Annotated in this window: 17 protein-coding genes; 7 read left to right on the top strand and 10 right to left on the bottom strand. The window is 43.9% G+C overall.

Annotation, left to right across the window (positions count from 1 at the left end; translation table 11 throughout):
• The 4 genes from CXF78_RS03915 to CXF78_RS03900 all read right to left on the bottom strand — a co-directional run.
• Positions 1–939: heavy metal translocating P-type ATPase (locus tag CXF78_RS03915; RefSeq protein ID WP_180957042.1), on the bottom strand; the 939-nt coding region annotated here is incomplete at its 3' end.
• Entirely contained in the window at positions 939–1,385 is a 447-nt protein-coding gene (locus CXF78_RS03910; protein WP_011635701.1) for a MerR family transcriptional regulator, read from the bottom strand. The genes CXF78_RS03915 and CXF78_RS03910, both read right to left, overlap by 1 nt.
• Positions 1,386–1,637: 252 nt before the next feature.
• Positions 1,638–2,444: a 2,5-didehydrogluconate reductase DkgB gene (dkgB, locus tag CXF78_RS03905; RefSeq protein WP_102036033.1), complete on the bottom strand. Its 807-nt coding sequence runs from the start codon at positions 2,442–2,444 to the stop codon at positions 1,638–1,640.
• 129 nt (positions 2,445–2,573) lie between these two features.
• Positions 2,574–3,455, bottom strand: coding sequence for a LysR family transcriptional regulator (locus CXF78_RS03900; RefSeq protein ID WP_102036032.1), 882 nt, complete (start codon positions 3,453–3,455; stop codon positions 2,574–2,576).
• A 179-nt stretch (positions 3,456–3,634) separates the two neighbouring features.
• Between CXF78_RS03900 and CXF78_RS03895 the strand changes: the two genes are divergently transcribed.
• The gene (locus CXF78_RS03895; RefSeq protein ID WP_011635698.1) at positions 3,635–4,837 is read left to right on the top strand and encodes an MFS transporter; all 1,203 of its coding nucleotides are present in this window, start codon (positions 3,635–3,637) and stop codon (positions 4,835–4,837) included.
• Between the two features lie 135 nt (positions 4,838–4,972).
• On the opposite strand, the gene CXF78_RS03890 is transcribed toward CXF78_RS03895, so the two are convergent.
• Entirely contained in the window at positions 4,973–5,866 is an 894-nt protein-coding gene (locus CXF78_RS03890; RefSeq protein ID WP_011635697.1) for a LysR family transcriptional regulator, read from the bottom strand.
• Between the two features lie 146 nt (positions 5,867–6,012).
• On the opposite strand from CXF78_RS03890, the gene CXF78_RS03885 reads away from it, so the two are divergent.
• Together CXF78_RS03885 and CXF78_RS03880 are read left to right on the top strand one after the other, a co-directional pair.
• Positions 6,013–6,459: a DoxX family protein gene (locus CXF78_RS03885; RefSeq protein ID WP_011635696.1), complete on the top strand. Its 447-nt coding sequence runs from the start codon at positions 6,013–6,015 to the stop codon at positions 6,457–6,459.
• A gap of 82 nt (positions 6,460–6,541) precedes the next feature.
• Positions 6,542–7,237: a pirin family protein gene (locus CXF78_RS03880; RefSeq protein WP_102036031.1), complete on the top strand. Its 696-nt coding sequence runs from the start codon at positions 6,542–6,544 to the stop codon at positions 7,235–7,237.
• Positions 7,238–7,311: 74 nt separating this feature from the next.
• On the opposite strand, the gene CXF78_RS03875 is transcribed toward CXF78_RS03880, so the two are convergent.
• From CXF78_RS03875 to CXF78_RS03865, 3 genes are read right to left on the bottom strand one after another with little or no spacing between them, the layout of a single operon-like run.
• Positions 7,312–8,901: a PepSY-associated TM helix domain-containing protein gene (locus CXF78_RS03875; protein WP_180957041.1), complete on the bottom strand. Its 1,590-nt coding sequence runs from the start codon at positions 8,899–8,901 to the stop codon at positions 7,312–7,314.
• Positions 8,902–8,916: 15 nt separating this feature from the next.
• On the bottom strand, positions 8,917–9,174 hold the full coding sequence (locus tag CXF78_RS03870) for a hypothetical protein (protein ID WP_059745922.1): 258 nt from the start codon (positions 9,172–9,174) through the stop codon (positions 8,917–8,919).
• A 2-nt stretch (positions 9,175–9,176) separates the two neighbouring features.
• Positions 9,177–9,494 (bottom strand): hypothetical protein, encoded by a 318-nt coding sequence (locus CXF78_RS03865; protein WP_011635692.1) that lies wholly within the window; start codon positions 9,492–9,494, stop codon positions 9,177–9,179.
• Positions 9,495–10,161: 667 nt separating this feature from the next.
• Between CXF78_RS03865 and CXF78_RS03860 the strand changes: the two genes are divergently transcribed.
• The 4 genes from CXF78_RS03860 to CXF78_RS03845 all read left to right on the top strand — a co-directional run bounded on the left by CXF78_RS03860 (position 10,162) and on the right by CXF78_RS03845 (position 15,442).
• Complete coding sequence (locus CXF78_RS03860; protein ID WP_102036029.1) at positions 10,162–11,460, top strand: cytochrome c; 1,299 nt, start codon at positions 10,162–10,164, stop codon at positions 11,458–11,460.
• A gap of 18 nt (positions 11,461–11,478) precedes the next feature.
• On the top strand, positions 11,479–11,958 hold the full coding sequence (locus CXF78_RS03855) for a (2Fe-2S)-binding protein (RefSeq protein ID WP_102036028.1): 480 nt from the start codon (positions 11,479–11,481) through the stop codon (positions 11,956–11,958).
• A complete protein-coding gene (locus CXF78_RS03850; RefSeq protein WP_102036027.1) occupies positions 11,942–14,245 on the top strand; it encodes a xanthine dehydrogenase family protein molybdopterin-binding subunit in 2,304 nt (767 codons plus the stop codon). The genes CXF78_RS03855 and CXF78_RS03850 overlap by 17 nt, the downstream gene beginning before the upstream one ends.
• 258 nt (positions 14,246–14,503) lie before the next feature.
• A complete protein-coding gene (locus tag CXF78_RS03845) occupies positions 14,504–15,442 on the top strand; it encodes a sensor domain-containing diguanylate cyclase (RefSeq protein ID WP_102036026.1) in 939 nt (312 codons plus the stop codon).
• 309 nt (positions 15,443–15,751) lie between these two features.
• On the opposite strand, the gene CXF78_RS03840 is transcribed toward CXF78_RS03845, so the two are convergent.
• A complete protein-coding gene (locus CXF78_RS03840) occupies positions 15,752–16,807 on the bottom strand; it encodes a hypothetical protein (protein ID WP_102036025.1) in 1,056 nt (351 codons plus the stop codon).
• A 6-nt stretch (positions 16,808–16,813) separates the two neighbouring features.
• Complete coding sequence (locus CXF78_RS03835) at positions 16,814–17,863, bottom strand: hypothetical protein (RefSeq protein ID WP_102036024.1); 1,050 nt, start codon at positions 17,861–17,863, stop codon at positions 16,814–16,816.
• Positions 17,864–18,285: the final 422 nt, after the last annotated feature.

Genomic DNA, 18,285 nt, shown 5'->3' with positions numbered 1-18,285 from the left:
GGTAGCGGTGAAGGTAAGTGAACCTAGCTTATTTAATGTGCCCGCGACTACGTCATCGTTAATGCCTTTTTCAACAGGAATAGGTTCACCCGTCAGCATCGACTCATCAATAAAGCTGCTGCCTTCAACGACCACACCATCAACAGGAATTTTTTCACCTGGACGAACACTGACTTTATCGTTTATTTGCACCAGAGCAATATCGATATCGACCGCTTTACCATTGCGGATCACCCTAGCCGTTTTAGCTTGTAACCCAATAAGACGTTTAATGGCTGCCGAGGTTTTACCGCGCGCTTTAACCTCTAACGCAAGCCCAAGGTTGATTAAACCAATGATCATCGCGGTTGCTTCAAAATAAACATGCCGCGCCATTTGTGGCAATAAATCTGGCGCAAGCACCACGACCATAGAATAAATCCAGGCGGTTCCGGTACCTAAGGCGATTAAGGTATCCATATTGGCGCTATGATTAATAAATGACTTCCAAGCGCCAGTATAAAAATGCTTACCCGAGACAAACATTATCCCTAAGGTGAGCACTCCAATTGCGCCCCAAACCAGCTGTTGCATTGGGCTGGTAACGGTCATTTCACCAATCAATAAACCATAGATCATCAGTGGAATACCCACTGCTAATGCAACGACTGTGTGTTTGATTAAGCTTTTATAGTAGGCAGCATCGGCCTGTTCTTTCTCATCAATGGCATCAGCACCACCTTGATCGTTAATCACAATTGCGTGGTAACCGGCTTGTTCAACAGCATCAAGTAAACGAGCAACGTCAACCTCTCCGGTGACCATCACACTGCGATCAGCAAAGTTCATTTCAGCCTGCTTTACTTGCGCGACTGTTTTAAGGGCTTTCTCAATTTTGCCAACACAGCTGGCACAACCTGCACCCTCTATCAATAATTGTGTTGTTGTTTGGGTATTCATCACAAAGACTCCTTATCACTAGCCTGACAAGGGGTTTCATGGTTTGGATCAAATCCCTCAATCAAGTGACAAATCATGGCACCGGTGGGTGCCAACGCTGGCAGATTTTCCCACTCACTTACGGCTTGAGTCAGCTTATTACGTAATTTTAGGGTTTCATTGAATAGTATTTCAGTTTCGGCCAACTTCTGGCTAATAAGCTGCTTCACCATGGTACAAGCGCTTTCACCGTGATCAGTTTTGGAAAAAATCACTTTAATTTCATCCACCGAAAAACCTAAGTTTCTGGCACTCATAATAAATCGCATCCGCGACACTTCTTTGTCACGATAAAATTTATAACCATTGCTAGGCGATTTTGTTGGGGCGAGCAGGCCGATTCGGGTGTAAAAACGAATTGTGTCTGTGGTAACACCCAATAACGTCGCGAGTTCACTGACTTGCATAATCACTCCTTGGGGTAACAACTGTATTGAAAAATAAGATCTACATAAATAAATCTACTGAGCATATGAAACGACTGTAAACCTATGTCTTACACCCATGTCAAGCAGCTAGCAACTCTGAAAATAAAAAACGCCAATATGATCACTCATGTTAGCGTGGATACTTGCTATACAAATCATCTAAAACTGAGTGCGAACTCCCTGGCCACTTAAGCCATTGGCACGTTCGCTAATGGATCATTCGCTGATAGATTATTGATCCCAATCAGGGCTAAAATCTGGCGCAGCTACACGATGATTTCGATCTAATTTATCGATTGCCGCCATGTCTTCAGACGGAAGCGATAACGCTAATGAGGCCATATTAGCTTGCACATTTACCAGCTTAGTTGACGATGGAATGGTCACATAACCTTTTTGACGCATCCACACTAATACCGCTTGAGCGGGTGTCATTTGATGCTTTTTCGCAATCGCGACAATAGTGTCATCAGTTAATACCGCACCATAGGCAAACGGCATATAACCTGTAACCATAATATTGTGCTGCTGACAGAATTTGACCAGTCGATTATTTTGCAAATATGGATGTACTTCAACCTGATTGGTAAATATTGCGTCTGCACCTAAAATCTCAATCGCTTGTGTCACCTGGGCAATAGTGAAATTAGACACGCCAATGTGCTTCGCCAAACCAGCATCTTGCACCTCTTTTAATGCCAGCAAATACTCTCGCATGGGTACGGAATCATCACGTAAGGGCCAATGTATCAGTAACAAATCCACATAGTCGGTTTGCAATAAAGCCAAGCTGTCATGCACGCTTTGAATCAGTTGGTCGTGGGCAAAGCGATCTGTCCACACCTTAGTGGTGAGGAAAATATCAGCTCTTGCGATACCCGATGCTTTAATTGCATCACCAACTTGTTTCTCATTGGCGTAAATCTGAGCGGTATCAATGTGGCGAGAACCCTGCTGTAGCGCCATTAACACTGAATCAAATGCCAGTTGATCTTTAAGTCTGAAGGTACCTGTGCCTAACAATGGAATAGTGGTCATATTGTCTTCCTAAAAACGGTATCTGAACCAACACTGTGCGCCAACTAATAACAGAAATAAACCGTCAACCAAGCAAATCTGTTTTGCTCAAACTGCAAATATCTACACACGGTTAAATTGAGCACTTAATTATAAGGTTAATCTTGGTTGAATAAACTCAATAAATGCAGAAATACGTCGCGCAACAATAGACGATTTGTAATACACCGCATTCACTTGTTCACGTTCTATGTGAGTAAACTTCTCCGACTGAAGTAAGGGCACTAACCGACCCGCCGCGAGATCATCATTAATCATAAAACCTGAAAGACACGCAATGCCATTACCTGCCAGTGCTAGTTGACGCAAGGTTTCTCCATTGCTGGTGCTGATGGTAGGGGTAATAACATCGCAACCTTTTAGTGGCCAGTGATTCAATATTTTAGGTTCGGTAAACCCAAGTAACTCGTGGCAAGTCAAATCAGACACTTTTTGTGGCACACCTCTACGCGCTAAATACTCAGCGGAGGCAACAATATGTAAGGCACTTTTTCCTAATGGCCGAGCATGCAAGGTTGAGTCTGCCAGCTTACCGATTCTAATGGCCACATCGGTACGCTTTTCAAGTAAATCGACATAACCCTCGTTCGAGGTCAATGCTAATTCAATGTCTGGATAAGCGGCGCGAAAATCTTTCATCAAAGGCACTAATTGATGAAACACAAACGGACTTGCCGCGTCCACACGCAAACGTCCTTGTGGTAGTTCACCACGACGTACGAGTTCATCTTCTGCGCGTTGTAATTGTTGTAATCCACCCCGAACAGATTCGACAAATTGGCGGCCTTCATCGGTTAACTCAACACGCCGAGTGGTGCGATTGAGAATGGTGACCCCGAGCTGTTGCTCTATTTTACTTACCGCGCGTGACACTCGTGCAACCTGAATATTGAGTGCATCGGCCGCTGCAGAAAACCCGCCGCAGTCGACCACCATCAGCAATATATCTAAATCATCTGAACGCGTAAGCATGCATACCTCATTTTGTGCTGTGTCGATCTAACATCATTGTTTATTGCATTTATAGCAAAAGTCATTTGCTAAACATACTGTTTTTAACAACATATATCTAATCAATAATGACGCCCATCAACTGACTGACACATTTATCGCGACGGTAAATCCTAGCGACAACCTAAGAGGAACACATTATGCCGTTAGCTTTACTCGCATTGACGCTTAGCGCCTTTGCTATTGGAACCACCGAATTTGTCATTGTGGGGTTAATCCCCACAATGGCACAAGACCTTAACGTATCATTACCATCGGCTGGCTTATTGGTCAGTCTTTACGCATTAGGTGTCGCCATTGGCGCACCAGTACTCACCGCATTAACCGGTAAATGGAATCGCAAACACGTATTGCTGGCGGTAATGAGTTTATTTGTTGCGGGTAATCTATTGGCTTGGCAAGCGCCCGGTTACGAAACCTTAATTGCTGCACGCATTATCACTGGGTTAGCCCACGGAGTGTTTTTCTCTATTGGCTCAACCATTGCCACTGGGTTAGTACCCAAAGAAAAAGCCGCCAGTGCGATTGCCATTATGTTTACGGGGTTAACCGTCGCCTTAGTGACAGGCGTCCCTTTGGGCACCTATATTGGCCAGACCTTTGGCTGGCAAGCCACTTTTTTAACTGTCGCAATTCTTGGGTTTGTAGCCTTGATTGGCAGTAGCTTGTTGGTTCCCAATAATTTACCTCAGCCACCCGCGGCAAAATTATCATCGCAATTAAAAGTACTCACTCAACCACGGTTATTACTGGTCTATGCTATTACCGCATTAGGTTATGGCGGCACATTTACGGCCTTTACTTTTTTAGCCCCCATTTTAGAGCAAGTGTCTGGTTTTGAATCTCAATCTATTGGCTTAATCATGTTGGTGTACGGGGTATCGGTCGCTATTGGTAATATTTGGGGCGGAAAAATGGCCGATAAAATGGGCCCAATTAAAGCGTTAAGTATTATTTTCAGCGGTCTTGCGACCATATTAGTGATATTTAACTTTACTGCGGTTAACCCTATTGCCGCTGTGATCACCATTTTGGTCTGGGGCGCGTTTGCATTTGGTAATGTACCAGGGCTACAAGTTTACGTAGTTTCACTTGCACAGAAGTACACACCCGACGCCGTTGATGTGGCTTCAGGATTAAATATTGCCGCTTTTAATGTCGGTATTGCACTTGGGTCTTGGGGTGGCGGGCTGATTGTGGCTAACGCTGGCCTAATGCATACACCTTGGGTTGGTGCGGTGATTGTGGTTATTGCCCTAGCATTAACACGTTTCAGTGGCTCACTAGACAAGAAAACTAACGCTAGCAAGAATGCTCAAGTGAGTATTCAAGCGAGTAGTTAACCGAATAGTTAAAAGAATAGTTAAGCAACGACATCAACGCTGATATTCAATATCACGATGGGATCGATAAGCACCAATGTGAGCTCGTATCTGCGATCTCACATTGGTCGCTATCATTGTGCTCACATTCAGATGTTATAAACCCCAGTCGGCTTTAGGTAAATGGTCCACAAACCAGTCAAATGCACGGCCTTGATGATCTTTATGCCAAGCAATGTACAAACTTTGATTTGGTCTTGGAATTGAACAGGATTTTTCAATCAATTCGCCACTATCAAAATAACATTGCACCATGTGCCTAGGTAAAAAACCAATCCCCAAACCTTGTCGCTGTGCCGCTATTTTAGTTTCCATGGTGTTGACCCTAATTACCTGCTTACTGTTGAACATACCGCTGCTTCGAGTGGGTAAAAGTTGTGATGTATCAGCAACCACAACCGAAGCATAATCTGTTAATTTGTCGGCTTCTAATATGCCATCAACAAACGCCAATGGATGATGTGGCGCAACCGCAAACACAAATTCAATCTCGCCTATTTTATGGGTTTGAAATACACCTCTTGGTAACTCGCCAGATGCACCAATCACAATATCGGCGCGTCGGCTATGTAATGCATCCCAACCACCACCGACGGCTTCAACATCGACACTAATGTCGACCGAATGTTCTAGCTGATTAAATTGTTCAATTAATTGAAACAATACCCCCTGAGGGATAACCGTGTCGCGTGATAACCGTATTTCGGTTTCCCAGCCAGATTCTAATTGCTGCACTGAATCAACCAACCGATTGGTGGCTAACAAAATCTGCCGTCCTTGCTCTAATACAATTTTACCTGCGGGTGTCAGTTGTGCTTTTTGCTTTGTACGGTCAAATAACGCCGTACCCATATCATCTTCAAGTTTTTTGATGGTGTAAGTCAGTGCTGATGGCACTCGATATAACGATGCTGCTGCAGCAGCAAAACTGCCCTTACGTTCAATTGCATCTAAGGCGCGTAATGCGTCGATAGTGATCGGATTTTGCATCATTCCTCCGTATTCAAATAATTTGAATCTTTACGTCAGTTTATTCCGATTTTTTATTCAATCAAGTCTCAATATACTTCTTATCAACCAGTGAGAAAGGCTCACGACAAAACAAACAATGTTTAAATTTATTGAGGATACATACCATGAAAGCACTCGTTAAACGCATCACAAATTCTACTGCAGGTTTCAGCACATTGGCATTACGCTTACCTGTTGGGATTATTTTTATGGCTCACGGCGGCCAAAAACTATTTGGTTGGTTTGGCGGTTATGGCCTTGAAGGTACAGGACAATGGATGGCATCAATTGGCATCGAACCTGGCGTGTTAATGGCTTTCTTAGCCGGTAGCGCTGAATTGGTTGGCGGACTGTTCATTCTACTAGGCTTGCTGACTCGTCCTGCCGCAGTTTTATTAGCATTCACCATGATTATCGCCATTGCTAGTGTACATATCAGCAACGGTTTATTTATGGCAAATAACGGCTATGAATTTGCGTTAGCACTATTGGCCGCCAGCGTGTCACTGGCCTTATCGGGTTCAGGCAAACTTGCCATCGATAACGCGATTACGACTCGATTAACTAAGTAACCCGAGTTGCGATGAATACCAATCAAATTAGAGCAAAGATCTGATTGGTATAAACATTTACATTGAGCTTTAGGAGAACATCATGATCACTTTACGTCCAGCAAGCGAACGCGGCAAAGCTAATTTTGGCTGGTTAGACAGTAAACATAGCTTCTCATTTGGGAGTTATTATGACCCTGATCATATGGGCTTTTCCGCCTTGCGAGTGATTAATGACGACAGCGTCGCCCCCGGTGCCGGATTTGCCACTCACGGCCACCGTGACATGGAAATTATCAGCTATGCACTTGAAGGCTCAATTGCCCATAAAGACAGTGAGGGTAACGTTGAAGTATTACCTGCTGGTGAGTTCCAACTTATGTCTGCTGGCAGCGGCATAACTCACAGTGAATACAATGCCTCTAAAACCGACCCATTGAAGTTTTTACAAATTTGGATCCAGCCTAATACCTTAGGCAATACACCAGGGTATCAGCAAAAAAACTTCGGTCAAGCAGTGGGGTTAACCACGATTGCTACGCCAACGGGTGAAAACGGTACCTTGCAAATCAAGCAAAATGCGACATTGTCACAACTGATTTTGGCGTCTAAATCTGAAATAACCTATCAGATTGCAACTGACCGTAAAATGTATGTTCATCAGGTGGCTGGCGAGCTCAATATTGAAGATCAGCAGTTAACCATAGGTGATGGCGCTAAACTCACCGACATAACCACGGTGACCTTGGTTAACCCAACGGACACTCAAGCAACTGCATTGATTTTTGATTTACCCTAGATGCGCTTAGTTGATGATTGAGCCTGTGATAGTTTCCTTCACAGGCTTAATAGGTTTAGTTTTATTACAATTCGCTATCCATTAGCGGGAGTAATATTTTTAACCATTGCTGGCTGCGACCGAGGTGATACACCTAACTTATTGGCGGTCCATAAACACACTGCCGTTACCAGCATCATGCCAACTTGTATCCCGATGACCCCATGATAACCACTTTGCCATAACGCTATTATTTGCTCAGAAAATAACAGCCAATCTGCAACAATCGTGATGACTAATATGCCACTGGTGAGTAACAGCAACTGGCTGAGATGACGCTTAATATCGGTCACTTTTATACTGCACAACATAACGAGCAATAGTGACGTTACAAAACACCCCACTAACCATTCACTTCGCCCTGATAAGGTTGCAGGTAATAGTCGCTCACACAAAAATCCAACTGCTGTCGCGACAATAATGCCACCACAGCCACCAATCGTCATCGCGGTTACGATAGCAATACTGCGCTGTGAAGATTGGCGCTGAGCACTGCGCTTATTTATCCATAACATATTGCCGGTAACAATCATGGCGCTGATGGCCATCGCCAAAATAAAGTACAAAATACGGATATCTAAGCCAGCAAAATTACTAAAATGCAATGTCACTAATACATCTCTACCCTGGCGGAATACATTGTAATTATCGGCATTAACCTTATCCATCACAGTGCCATCCTGCACCCGGTAGGTCACTTCATCTCGTTGAGCAAAATTAACCGTGTCGGTTCCACGCACTTGTACCAGAGCATTATCGGCGCCGTAATGGTGGAAAATAATATTACGTAACTCAAAATTCGATTGCTGTTTAGTTTGTTCAATTAAGGTAAATGCATTGCTCATATCCAGTGACGTTTCACTTCGCGGTTCGCTGGTACGGTTAAAACCGGCATCGTTAAACAATGCTTGTCGATCGCCCTGATAAATAAACACCACAAAAGCCAGTTGGAACACTATGGCCAAGTTAAGGATCAAGCCACTTAGCGCATACATCAAGGTAAAGGGAATTGTCATTACTCCGACTACAGTATGAAGATCGAGTAATTTATCCCGGCGCTGTTTATCAACCCGATACAAAAAGAAATGTTTCAGTAATTTACGCGCATGGATAAAAATACCTGACACGAGTGCAAACAAAAAAATCAGCGTCACGACCCCAATAAGATAACTGCCACCGGGTAAATCAAGGTTGTAATGCAAGCGGTAAATAAATTGCGATAAGTAAAAGTCATCTTTGCCCGCAACGGTTTCGCCGCTTTTAGGGTCAACCAATATCGCCATCGACTGGCGGTCCGATTGCGGAGCATCTCCAAACACATCGAAGTAAAAAATATAATAAGGTACTAGCTCAGTCGGCATATTTATTCGAAATCGGCCAGCTTGATCGACTGGGTATTCAGCCAACTTTTGCTCTACCAGTTTCACTAAAGGAATATCTGCTTGGGTATTATCGACTGGATGATGAGGCGTAATGGCCCACTGGGCAATTTCATCGTGAAACAAGGTCACCGCGCCAGCCCAAAATACCAAAAACAGTAAAGGTGAAATAATTAACCCAAGCCAACTGTGGGCTTCGATGAGATTTTTAACGACTTTGTGCTGTACGGGAGAGTCTGGTTTCATTGAGGTATTCATGACTTAGGTTTGAGAAAAAAATAACAACGTATTAATAAGGCTACTGGCCACAAGCCATTTTGCGCATACGACACTCGCCGCTTTTGCGCTGTTGCGGCTATAACAAAATGTCATCACCCCAACCCACACACAAAAACCCAGCATTAGCCCAACAAATAGTTTTACATCTACTGCAGCCGGTAATGTTCGAAAAACAATGAGCATTAAACTGATCGCCAGTAATAATCCCCACAAAAATGCAGCAACAGATTTAGGCCACATGGTTATTTAACCCCAACAAGTAAGATACTGACAAACAGCGCAAAGCCTAACGAACTCACCCAGATACTACGACCTTTATAGTGCGAGGCCACCAGCACCAGTAATATCCACATGGTCATCATGCAAATCAGCACCACCAAACTGGCGACTAATACACTGTAAGTATGGCTAAATCCCCATACTGCAAATACCACCGATAAACCGCATAAGCTCCAAGCCAGTAATTTAGGAAAAGGCAAACTAATAAGCTGTTGCTTGTCAGATGCCAAATAGGCAAACAAACAACCAAGCCATAAAGAAGATACACTGACGAGTTCCATCTAATTCGATCTCCAGCCATTTAACGCAAATGATAATGATTTGCATTAATTATCCAGAATATCTTTGCTAAATACAAGTTGATTGTGCTCAAGCACTAAGGAATAACTGTCAGAATGAGATCTAAAAGTGCTGTAGCGATATATTGTGGCTTAATCATGATTGTGGAAACTATCGCAATGAACAATCATATTGAGGGGAAATAATCGCCGAGGTACATAATCACCATATTGAGTACCTGCTCAGCGATAAAATCATCTGGTCACAGATGAGTAAATAGTTAATAAACACCGACATATATCTTAATGGCCAATAATCGTTTTTTCGGCAGTATTTCCTCACTTTATGAATCTGGCATGGCTACTCATTTTAATCATAGATAACTAAGATTACCGCAACATAGCAGCAACCTTGAAAACTGTGAATTAACAGTGAATTAACGAAATCAATTTATTTAACAATCCACATGTTACTCGTCAGCGCAGTACTGTATTATTTTATTCTAATACAATAACAGATCAGTCAATATCAATGCTGGACAAAGGGCTATACCTTGCATAGGATTAATATTTGACCAATCACAATAATAATACGCAGTCGAACAGGGAATGTTTAGATGAGATATTCCCTTCTCTATATCATTTTTTATTTAAAATAAGGCAATGTAATATGCTAAAGCGCATCGTTTACGGCGTATGTGGCGCAGCTATTGTTGGACTCGGTATATTCAGTATATATGCTTGGCACCCTGCAATTGATCCCGTCGTACCAACTCAAACTGATTATTCTCCACACGTTATCGAACAGGGTAAAATCCTTGCCGCAGCAGGTTATTGCAGTACTTGTCATACACCACCTGGTGGCACAGCCTATGCTGGTAACTATGAAATGCATACTGACTTTGGCACCATTTATTCAAGTAACATCACTCCCGATGTTGAAACCGGTATTGGTGGCTGGTCACAAGCCGCTTTCGCTCGCGCCATGCGCACAGGTGTGAGCCGCGATGGACACCATTTATTACCTGCGTTCCCTTTTGAACACTTTAATAAAATGACCGATGATGACATTAACGCTATTTACGCTTACATCATGACGTCTGTGCCTGCGGTTAACCAAGTTAAAAAAGAAAACGGTATTCCGTTTCCGCTCAACATCCGCTGGTTTCAGGCGGGTTGGAAACTGTTGTTTGCTGATACCCAAGCTTTTGAGGTCAACAGCAAGCAATCTGCCGAATGGAATCGCGGTGCTTACTTAGCAGAAGGTATTGCTCACTGTGGTGCATGCCATACTCCACGTAATGCGTTGGGCGGCGAAAAGTACGCCCAAATGTACCAAGGTGCGGCCATTGATGGCTGGATAGCACCATCATTAACATCAACAAGCACTTCACCTATCCCGTGGCGCGCACAAGACTTCTATGAATACCTAACTACGGGTAACTCGCCTTACCATGGAAGTGCGGCAGGCCCAATGGCGCCAGTTATGCACAAAGGCTTATCAGCCCTTCCAGACAGTGACATAGAAGCCATTAGTGGTTACTTTGCTGAAATTGCCCGTACCAACAACACCGACGATCCTGACTCAAGTAGCACGTTACAAGCAGCTATCGCGGCACAACATCAACAACCGGATCAGCGGATTGATGAAGGTGCACGCTTATATGCTACAGCTTGCCAAGCATGCCACTACAACAGCGACCAGTTAGTTAAAGGTCGTCCATTAATTACTATCGGCTCGGCAACACATCTTAATGATCCAACTAACCTAATTAACGTAATACTGGATGGCGTGCGCAGCGATCAAGGCATTAGCGGTGTGGTAATGCCAGGGTTCCGTGATGCTCTTAGCGATGAAGACATTACTGCTATAGCGGCTTATTTACGTCAAGCAGCTGGGGAAAACACCTGGCCGAAATTACAACAACAAGTGGGCGAGATCCGCAATCAACCCCGATTTGAGCACTAATTCACTGGAGAAGTGACAATGGCAAAATTTATTTTAAACGGCAAACCGATGACTGCCGATGTAGAGAGTGATACTCCTCTACTGTGGGTTATTCGTGATGAACTGGACATGACCGGCACAAAATTTGGCTGTGGTATTGGTACATGTGGTGCCTGTACCGTCCATGTTGGCGGACGTGCCACACGTTCATGCATAACCCCTATATCGTCAGTTGAAGGAGCCGAAATCACTACGATTGAAGGACTTTCTGAAAAGGGCGATCACCCATTGCAAATATCTTGGCAAAAGCTGCAGGTACCACAGTGTGGTTACTGCCAGTCGGGTCAAATTATGCAAGCTGCAGCGCTACTAAAAGACATTCCTGAACCTTCAGACAAAGACATTGACGCTGTGATGGGCGGAAACTTATGTCGTTGTATGACCTACGTTCGTATTCGTGGTGCCATTCATGAAGCTGCAAACGCAATTAAGGAGAACAACGATGAGCAGACTGCCTAAACGTGGATCGGCTGGTATAACCCGCCGTGGTTTTTTAATTGCGATGACCGCTGTAGGTGTCAGCTTTGGTTTTCCTCGCCATTTGATGGCGGCAATGGATCCTGCTAGCCCAGACGGTAAAGTACTCCCAAGCGAAGGCGATATTTACGAACCGTCTTTATGGTACTCAATCGATACCGCAGGCAAAATTAAAGTCAACATTATGCGCTCAGAAATGGGCCAACATGTCGGTACTGCTATTGCGCGTATTCTTGCTGATGAACTAGAAGCGTCATGGGATGATGTCGAGATTATCCATGTCGACAGTGACCCACGTTGGGGTTACATGGTTACCGGCGGCAGTTGGTCTATTTCACAAAGCTGGCCAGTTTACCGTCAAGCGGGTGCTGCAGGCCGTACAGCGTTAATTGAAGCTGCGGCTAAAAAATGGGGTATTGCAGCAAAAGACTGTAAAGCCAGTAACGGTAAAATTATCTCAAGTAAAGGCGAGCTGTCTTACGGTGAGTTAGTCACCCTAGGCTTAACACGTCAGTTTACTGAAGAAGAACTTAAAACCCTGCCATTGAAGCCGAATGCCGATCTTAAGCTGGTGGGCCAACAGGTGACGTCTCTTGATATTGCCAACAAGACTAACGGTAAAACCATATTTGGTATCGACGCGAAAGTTGATGGCATGGTGTACGCTAACCCTATTTTGCCTCCTACACGTTATGGCTCCAAAGTGGTTAAGTTTGACGACTCTGCTGCAAAAGCCGTTAAGGGTTATCAACAAACTATCGTACTAGATGATGCCAGTGGCAGTGTGCCAGGTTGGTTAATGGTTATCGCCAGTAGCTTTAATGCGGCCCAAAAAGCCTCAAAGCTCGTGAAAGTAACATGGGACGCAGGTAAAACGGCCAACGTGTCTGAAGCAGACATTATTGCTCATGGTAAGCAATTACTTGGCGACCAAACCAAAGGCAGTATTTTAGACACAGGCAATACTGACACTGGTCCAGTATTTGCGAGTGCAAAAAGCACCATTGCAGAAGAATACATCACCAGCACGGTACTGCATGCGCAAATGGAACCGCTTAATGCACTGGTATTTAAAAACCAAGACGGCATATGGGAAGTGCATTCAGGTTGTCAGTGGCAATCGCTTACCCTTCCCGTATTGGCCACGGCATTAGGCGAAGAAGAAGCTAACATTGTGATTCGTAGCTACATGTTAGGCGGTGGCTTTGGACGCAGACTTAACGGCGATTACACCATTCCAGCTGCGTTGACCTCTAAAGCATTAGGCGGTAAACCCGTTAAAATGGTGATGATGCGTCCACAAGACATGTTATTTGATAGCGCGCGCTCTGCATCTGTTCAACAGTTAAAAATGGCGTTTGATGACAAAAAAGCGGTTACCGCAATGGAACATCACGCCACAGCAGGTTGGCCAACTCAGGTATTAGCACCAGGGTTTATGCCAAAAGGCACTAATGGCGAACCATTTGATCCGTTTTCGATTGCCGGAGCAGACCATTGGTACACTGTTGGCGCTCAAAAAGTGCGTGCTGTATCGAATGACCTTGCGATTGCAACGTTCAGACCGGGTTGGTTACGTTCAGTTGGACCTGGCTGGACAGGTTGGGCTGTTGAAAGCTTTATGGATGAAGCTGCGCATCACGCGGGTAAAGATCCATTACAGTTCCGCCTCGACATGCTAATTGCCGAAGGCCGAAATGCTGGGAGCACACCCGTTGCCGAAGGTGGCGCTGCTCGCCAAGCCGCAGTATTGAAAAAAGCTGCCGAGATGATTGGCTGGGGCACACCACAAGCCAAAGATACAGGGCTTGGCATTGCATCAACCTTTGGCCAAGAACGTGATATGCCAACCTGGGTATCGTGCGCAGTACAAGTGTATGTGGATAAAAGCAACGGTATTGTAAATGTGCAGAAATTGGTTATCGCCATCGATGCCGGCATTATTGTTGATCCTAACGGCGCAGAGGCCCAATGCCAGGGTGCTGCATTGTGGGGATTATCTATGGCGTTGTATGAAGGTACTGAACTGCTTAATGGTCAGTATAAAGACTCAAACTTTGATACTTATACTCCGCTGCGCTTAGGTCAGACACCGGAAGTTATCATCGAATTTATCCCAAGCAAAATGCCACCATCTGGCTTAGGTGAACCGGCTGTAACCCCTGTTGCTCCAGCGATTGCTAATGCAATCTATCAAGCTGTGGGTGTACGGTTACGTAAAATTCCGATGAAACCTAGCGAGCTAAAAAGCGCATTAACTAACGCGTAATTAATCTGCATTAACAGCCCAGTCTTAGCGATAATGACTGGGCTTTTTTATGCTTGCTGCGCCTCATCGTTATCATTCTTTAGACTGAGGGATAAATAATTTTATTTTCCCCTACTCGATTTAAAAAACGTCAATAAAAACAGTGGACTAGCTTTATCCCTCTAGCAACAGAGTCATAGCACCGGTTAGTTTGTTACCAAAAAGTAACGTTTTTCCTTTATAATTACGCCCAAGTATCGTCACATTGTTGAGTATCCTATGCCACAAAGTCCACCAGTCAATTTAGAGCCCATCCTCATGGATGCATTAAAACTCACTCCAAATTGTTTCGGTGTACTCAACCAAGATAAAGAAGTTATCTACTGTAATCAGCACTTCGCCAGCATCTTTGGCACTACCGCAGAAGATGCTATTGGCAAAAAATCAGGCGATTTATTACGCCACGCTTGGGAAACTAAGCAAGGCGTTATTATCAATACTGATGATTTTGAACAATGGCTGGAAAATCTGCATAAACTGCATTCAGAAAAGGCTCTGAACCAGTATGAAACAGACCTGTCTGATGGGCGTTGGTTTAAAATGACCAGGATTAACTTAGACAGTGGTTACACCATTATTATGGGCGCAGATATCACCAACCTAAAACAGGCACAAACATCACTAGAACAAGCACATCAACAAATCGAAAGTTTAGTTAACACCGATCAACTAACCGGCATGCATAATCGTCGCTCATATAACCAACTGGCAAAACAAGAATGCGCCAGAGCCATAAGGTTTAATCAACAGTTATCATTGTTGGTTATCGACATCGATTACTTTAAAGTGATTAATGACAATTTTGGTCATGATGGCGGAGATAGCATACTCAAACAGTTTGCCCAAATATGCAGTGATTTACTGCGACAATCAGATTCATTGTCCAGAATCGGTGGTGAGGAGTTTACCATCATCTTACCGATGACCGACGGTGAAGGTGCAATGATCATTGCTGAGCGTATTCGAGAACATATTGCCAAACACTCATTTCACACCACTCAAACAAATAACAACATTAACGTTACTGTGTCTATTGGCGTAAGCTCTTTAACAGCCGGAGACAAGGTAATACAAGACCTTTTTAGCCGAGCAGACATGGCTATGTATTGCGCCAAACGCGGTGGCAGAAACCAAGTACAGCAAACACAGCCTGTGTAACTTGGTTGCATATTCCGCGGCAATTTAACACCATCCTTACATTATAAACCTCATATATTCGAGGTTTATGCTCTTCAGTAGTATCACTACAAAATATAAAATGTTTAACGCAAAATAATCTAAAAACACATTGATACTGTTGAAACAAAAATAACTAAGTGGGCTATCCATTTTATAGTCATACCGCATTACTTATTTGCACAAATTAATACTGTAAACATGGCTACTTTGACGTTATATATACATAAATTAAGCCCGCGTTATTAGCTAATGCGGGCTTTAGATAATGTAAACAACAATGGTTAAACCCTAGTCTGCTGCCATTTTTTGCAAAAACTCAAGTCGCTGCATTTCTTGCTCATCGGGTTGCCATGGCTCATCAGATAGCGACTCAACAGCAAAATCGCCTAACTCGTAGGCAGGTTCCTCACTGTGGCCGTACTGAGTTAATTCACCGGGTACTGCTGGGCGGCGCTCCAATACAAATGTACTCAGAACATAAGGGCCTTTATATTGCGCTAACACCCCTTTATAGGCTTTAAGATCCAGTACCACAGAGCCTTCAGTCAGCTTGTCGGAACCCGTTAGCAAGGCAATCGGCTGCTTATCTGCTGTATATAGATTGGCCCGTAAACGATAATAACCCGCTTGCTCAACATCCAATTTAACCGGTATCAACATATCACTACCTTCAGCGCGGATATCCCCCACTCCGGTTATGGTTGCCGTAGGATGACTATATTCTATGCCTGTTTTTAACGTTTGCTTTTTGCCCTTAGCGCGAAAGGTAACACTGACCTCCATTGGACCATTCCAATCCTCTTCAGCATTCAGTTGTATCGCCCATTTGCCATCGGCACCTAGCATGGTTTCGCTAATTAACGGCTCCGAACCACTTGTAAGTTCGCTGTGTAATGCAGCACTCGCCCCAGTAACGAGCAAGCCATTAACTTCAAGATTAATGACCACTGGTTCAGGAAAACTGAAACGATACTTAGGCAACACTATGCTAGCACTGGCTCCATCTTGGAGTTGCACCGGCTGAGGAATGTAAGCATTGGGGTTAAGTAAGTGCGAATCATCAACCGATAAAGGCATTGAGTAAGATGGCAGCTCAAGTTCACTAGCATAAGCCTCTGCCATGAGCTGAAAACTATTACTGATCGGTTGTGGAAGCTTTTCAACCACGGTCATCGTTTTAGCTGGCATGGGTTTTACCACTTTTGGTTTACTCGGTGCAGTATCATCTTGCTCGATAACAGCGGCACTCTGAGGTGGCTCAAGTGCCGACTCAGAAGTGTCAACCCAAAACCCTACTGCCGTAGCGAGTAGGGCTATTGTTATAATGATTTTTTTATATTTCATATACGCTTAGTTAGCCGCTTGATACACAAGTGCTGACATACTGGTTTTATTCGAATTATTAACCACTCTATAACGTGAACTAAATATCCACCAGCCACGTTTTTCATCATAGGTGTTGAATTGCAAGTTATCGCCATTGAGATAATTGGCACTACTATTGGCAGAAGTTACTTCATCTTTAGCGCTATTTAAAATAGTGTCGCCATGGCTATAGCCTTCACTCATCAACATTGGGTAGTGATAAGGCATAAATCCGCTAGGGCCATTAGTAGAGGTGAGCTTGCCATCAAATGCTACACTGCGCGAACAACTGTTGTAACTGCCGACGGCCGCGGCACCACAACTAGAATGACTAGCAACAACACCATCATCTTCGCCGGGTAAAAATGCCCCTGTCACACCGAGAAAGTCAGACCCTGCCCCAGCAAAACGTAAACGTGGCACTCGGCTTTCAGGAAACGCTGCCAATTGGCGTGCAGTATTTACGCGTAAATCATTCAATACCCCAATATTGGATGACGACGGCAGTTCTCCTAACCATAACGACACAGCTAGTTTTAATGTTGCATCTATCAAACCTGAACCACTGGCGACATTAACCGCCAAATCAGCCAATTCAACCCCACCACCCGCGCCAGAAAAGTCAAATGTGGCGACAATATTAAGCGGCTTTAAACCTGCGTTTTGCAACCATAGCGCTTGGTTATCAATAATATAGCGCATCACTAAATCGCCAGTAGAATGGGTCACAAATACACAACCGCTGGCACATGTCCCCTCACGAGATAGCTGCTGCAATTTAGGCCACACATATTGGCTGGTTATTTTATTAGCAATGCGCTCTTGCGATGGCCAATCAATGCGTGCATCAGCACGATCACGCCAATATTGCGCCCAGTACTCTGAACCATTGTCAGTTACCTGTGTACCTGTCGGCTTACTTTGTAAATTATCCGGTTGAAAGCCATGCACTAACACAACTGGGTAGCTACCAACGGCTGCTTGAGCTGCGCCAGTTAATAAGCCTGCCAACAGTAAAAGTATCGATTTTGTCATTGGGTTGTCCTCTTATTTTATCTGCTGCAGCGCCAACAGCACTGTTAACAGAACTTTATTATTTTGTTACTCATATTGGATTTTTTATTACAACTCCAACATCAACATAGAGCAGAATCAAAACAATGCAACCACAAAAAATTGACCTATTTATTGTCAAAATAGACCGAGTGTTTGAATTAACAAATAACAATTTAAACAGGCTAGCATTCCAGTATTTAGTGGTAGGCAATAACAACTTAAATGGGACGTTATAGTATTTGACACAGATGTTTTAAGTAATTACTCAAACTTGTAAAAAAATTTAACCGAATGTTGGCGTGGCGATCTTATGAGTAATATCGATGAGTAAAATCGATAGCTAGAGTGGTGATAGCGTGATGTGCATTGATCTTAAATTGAATACATAAGAGCTATACAAA

This window comes from Shewanella sp. 11B5 (assembly GCF_002836795.1).
GTDB lineage: Bacteria > Pseudomonadota > Gammaproteobacteria > Enterobacterales > Shewanellaceae > Shewanella > Shewanella frigidimarina.
Note: the sequence above shows the minus strand (reverse complement) of the source record. Positions and strands in the feature narration are given on the sequence as shown.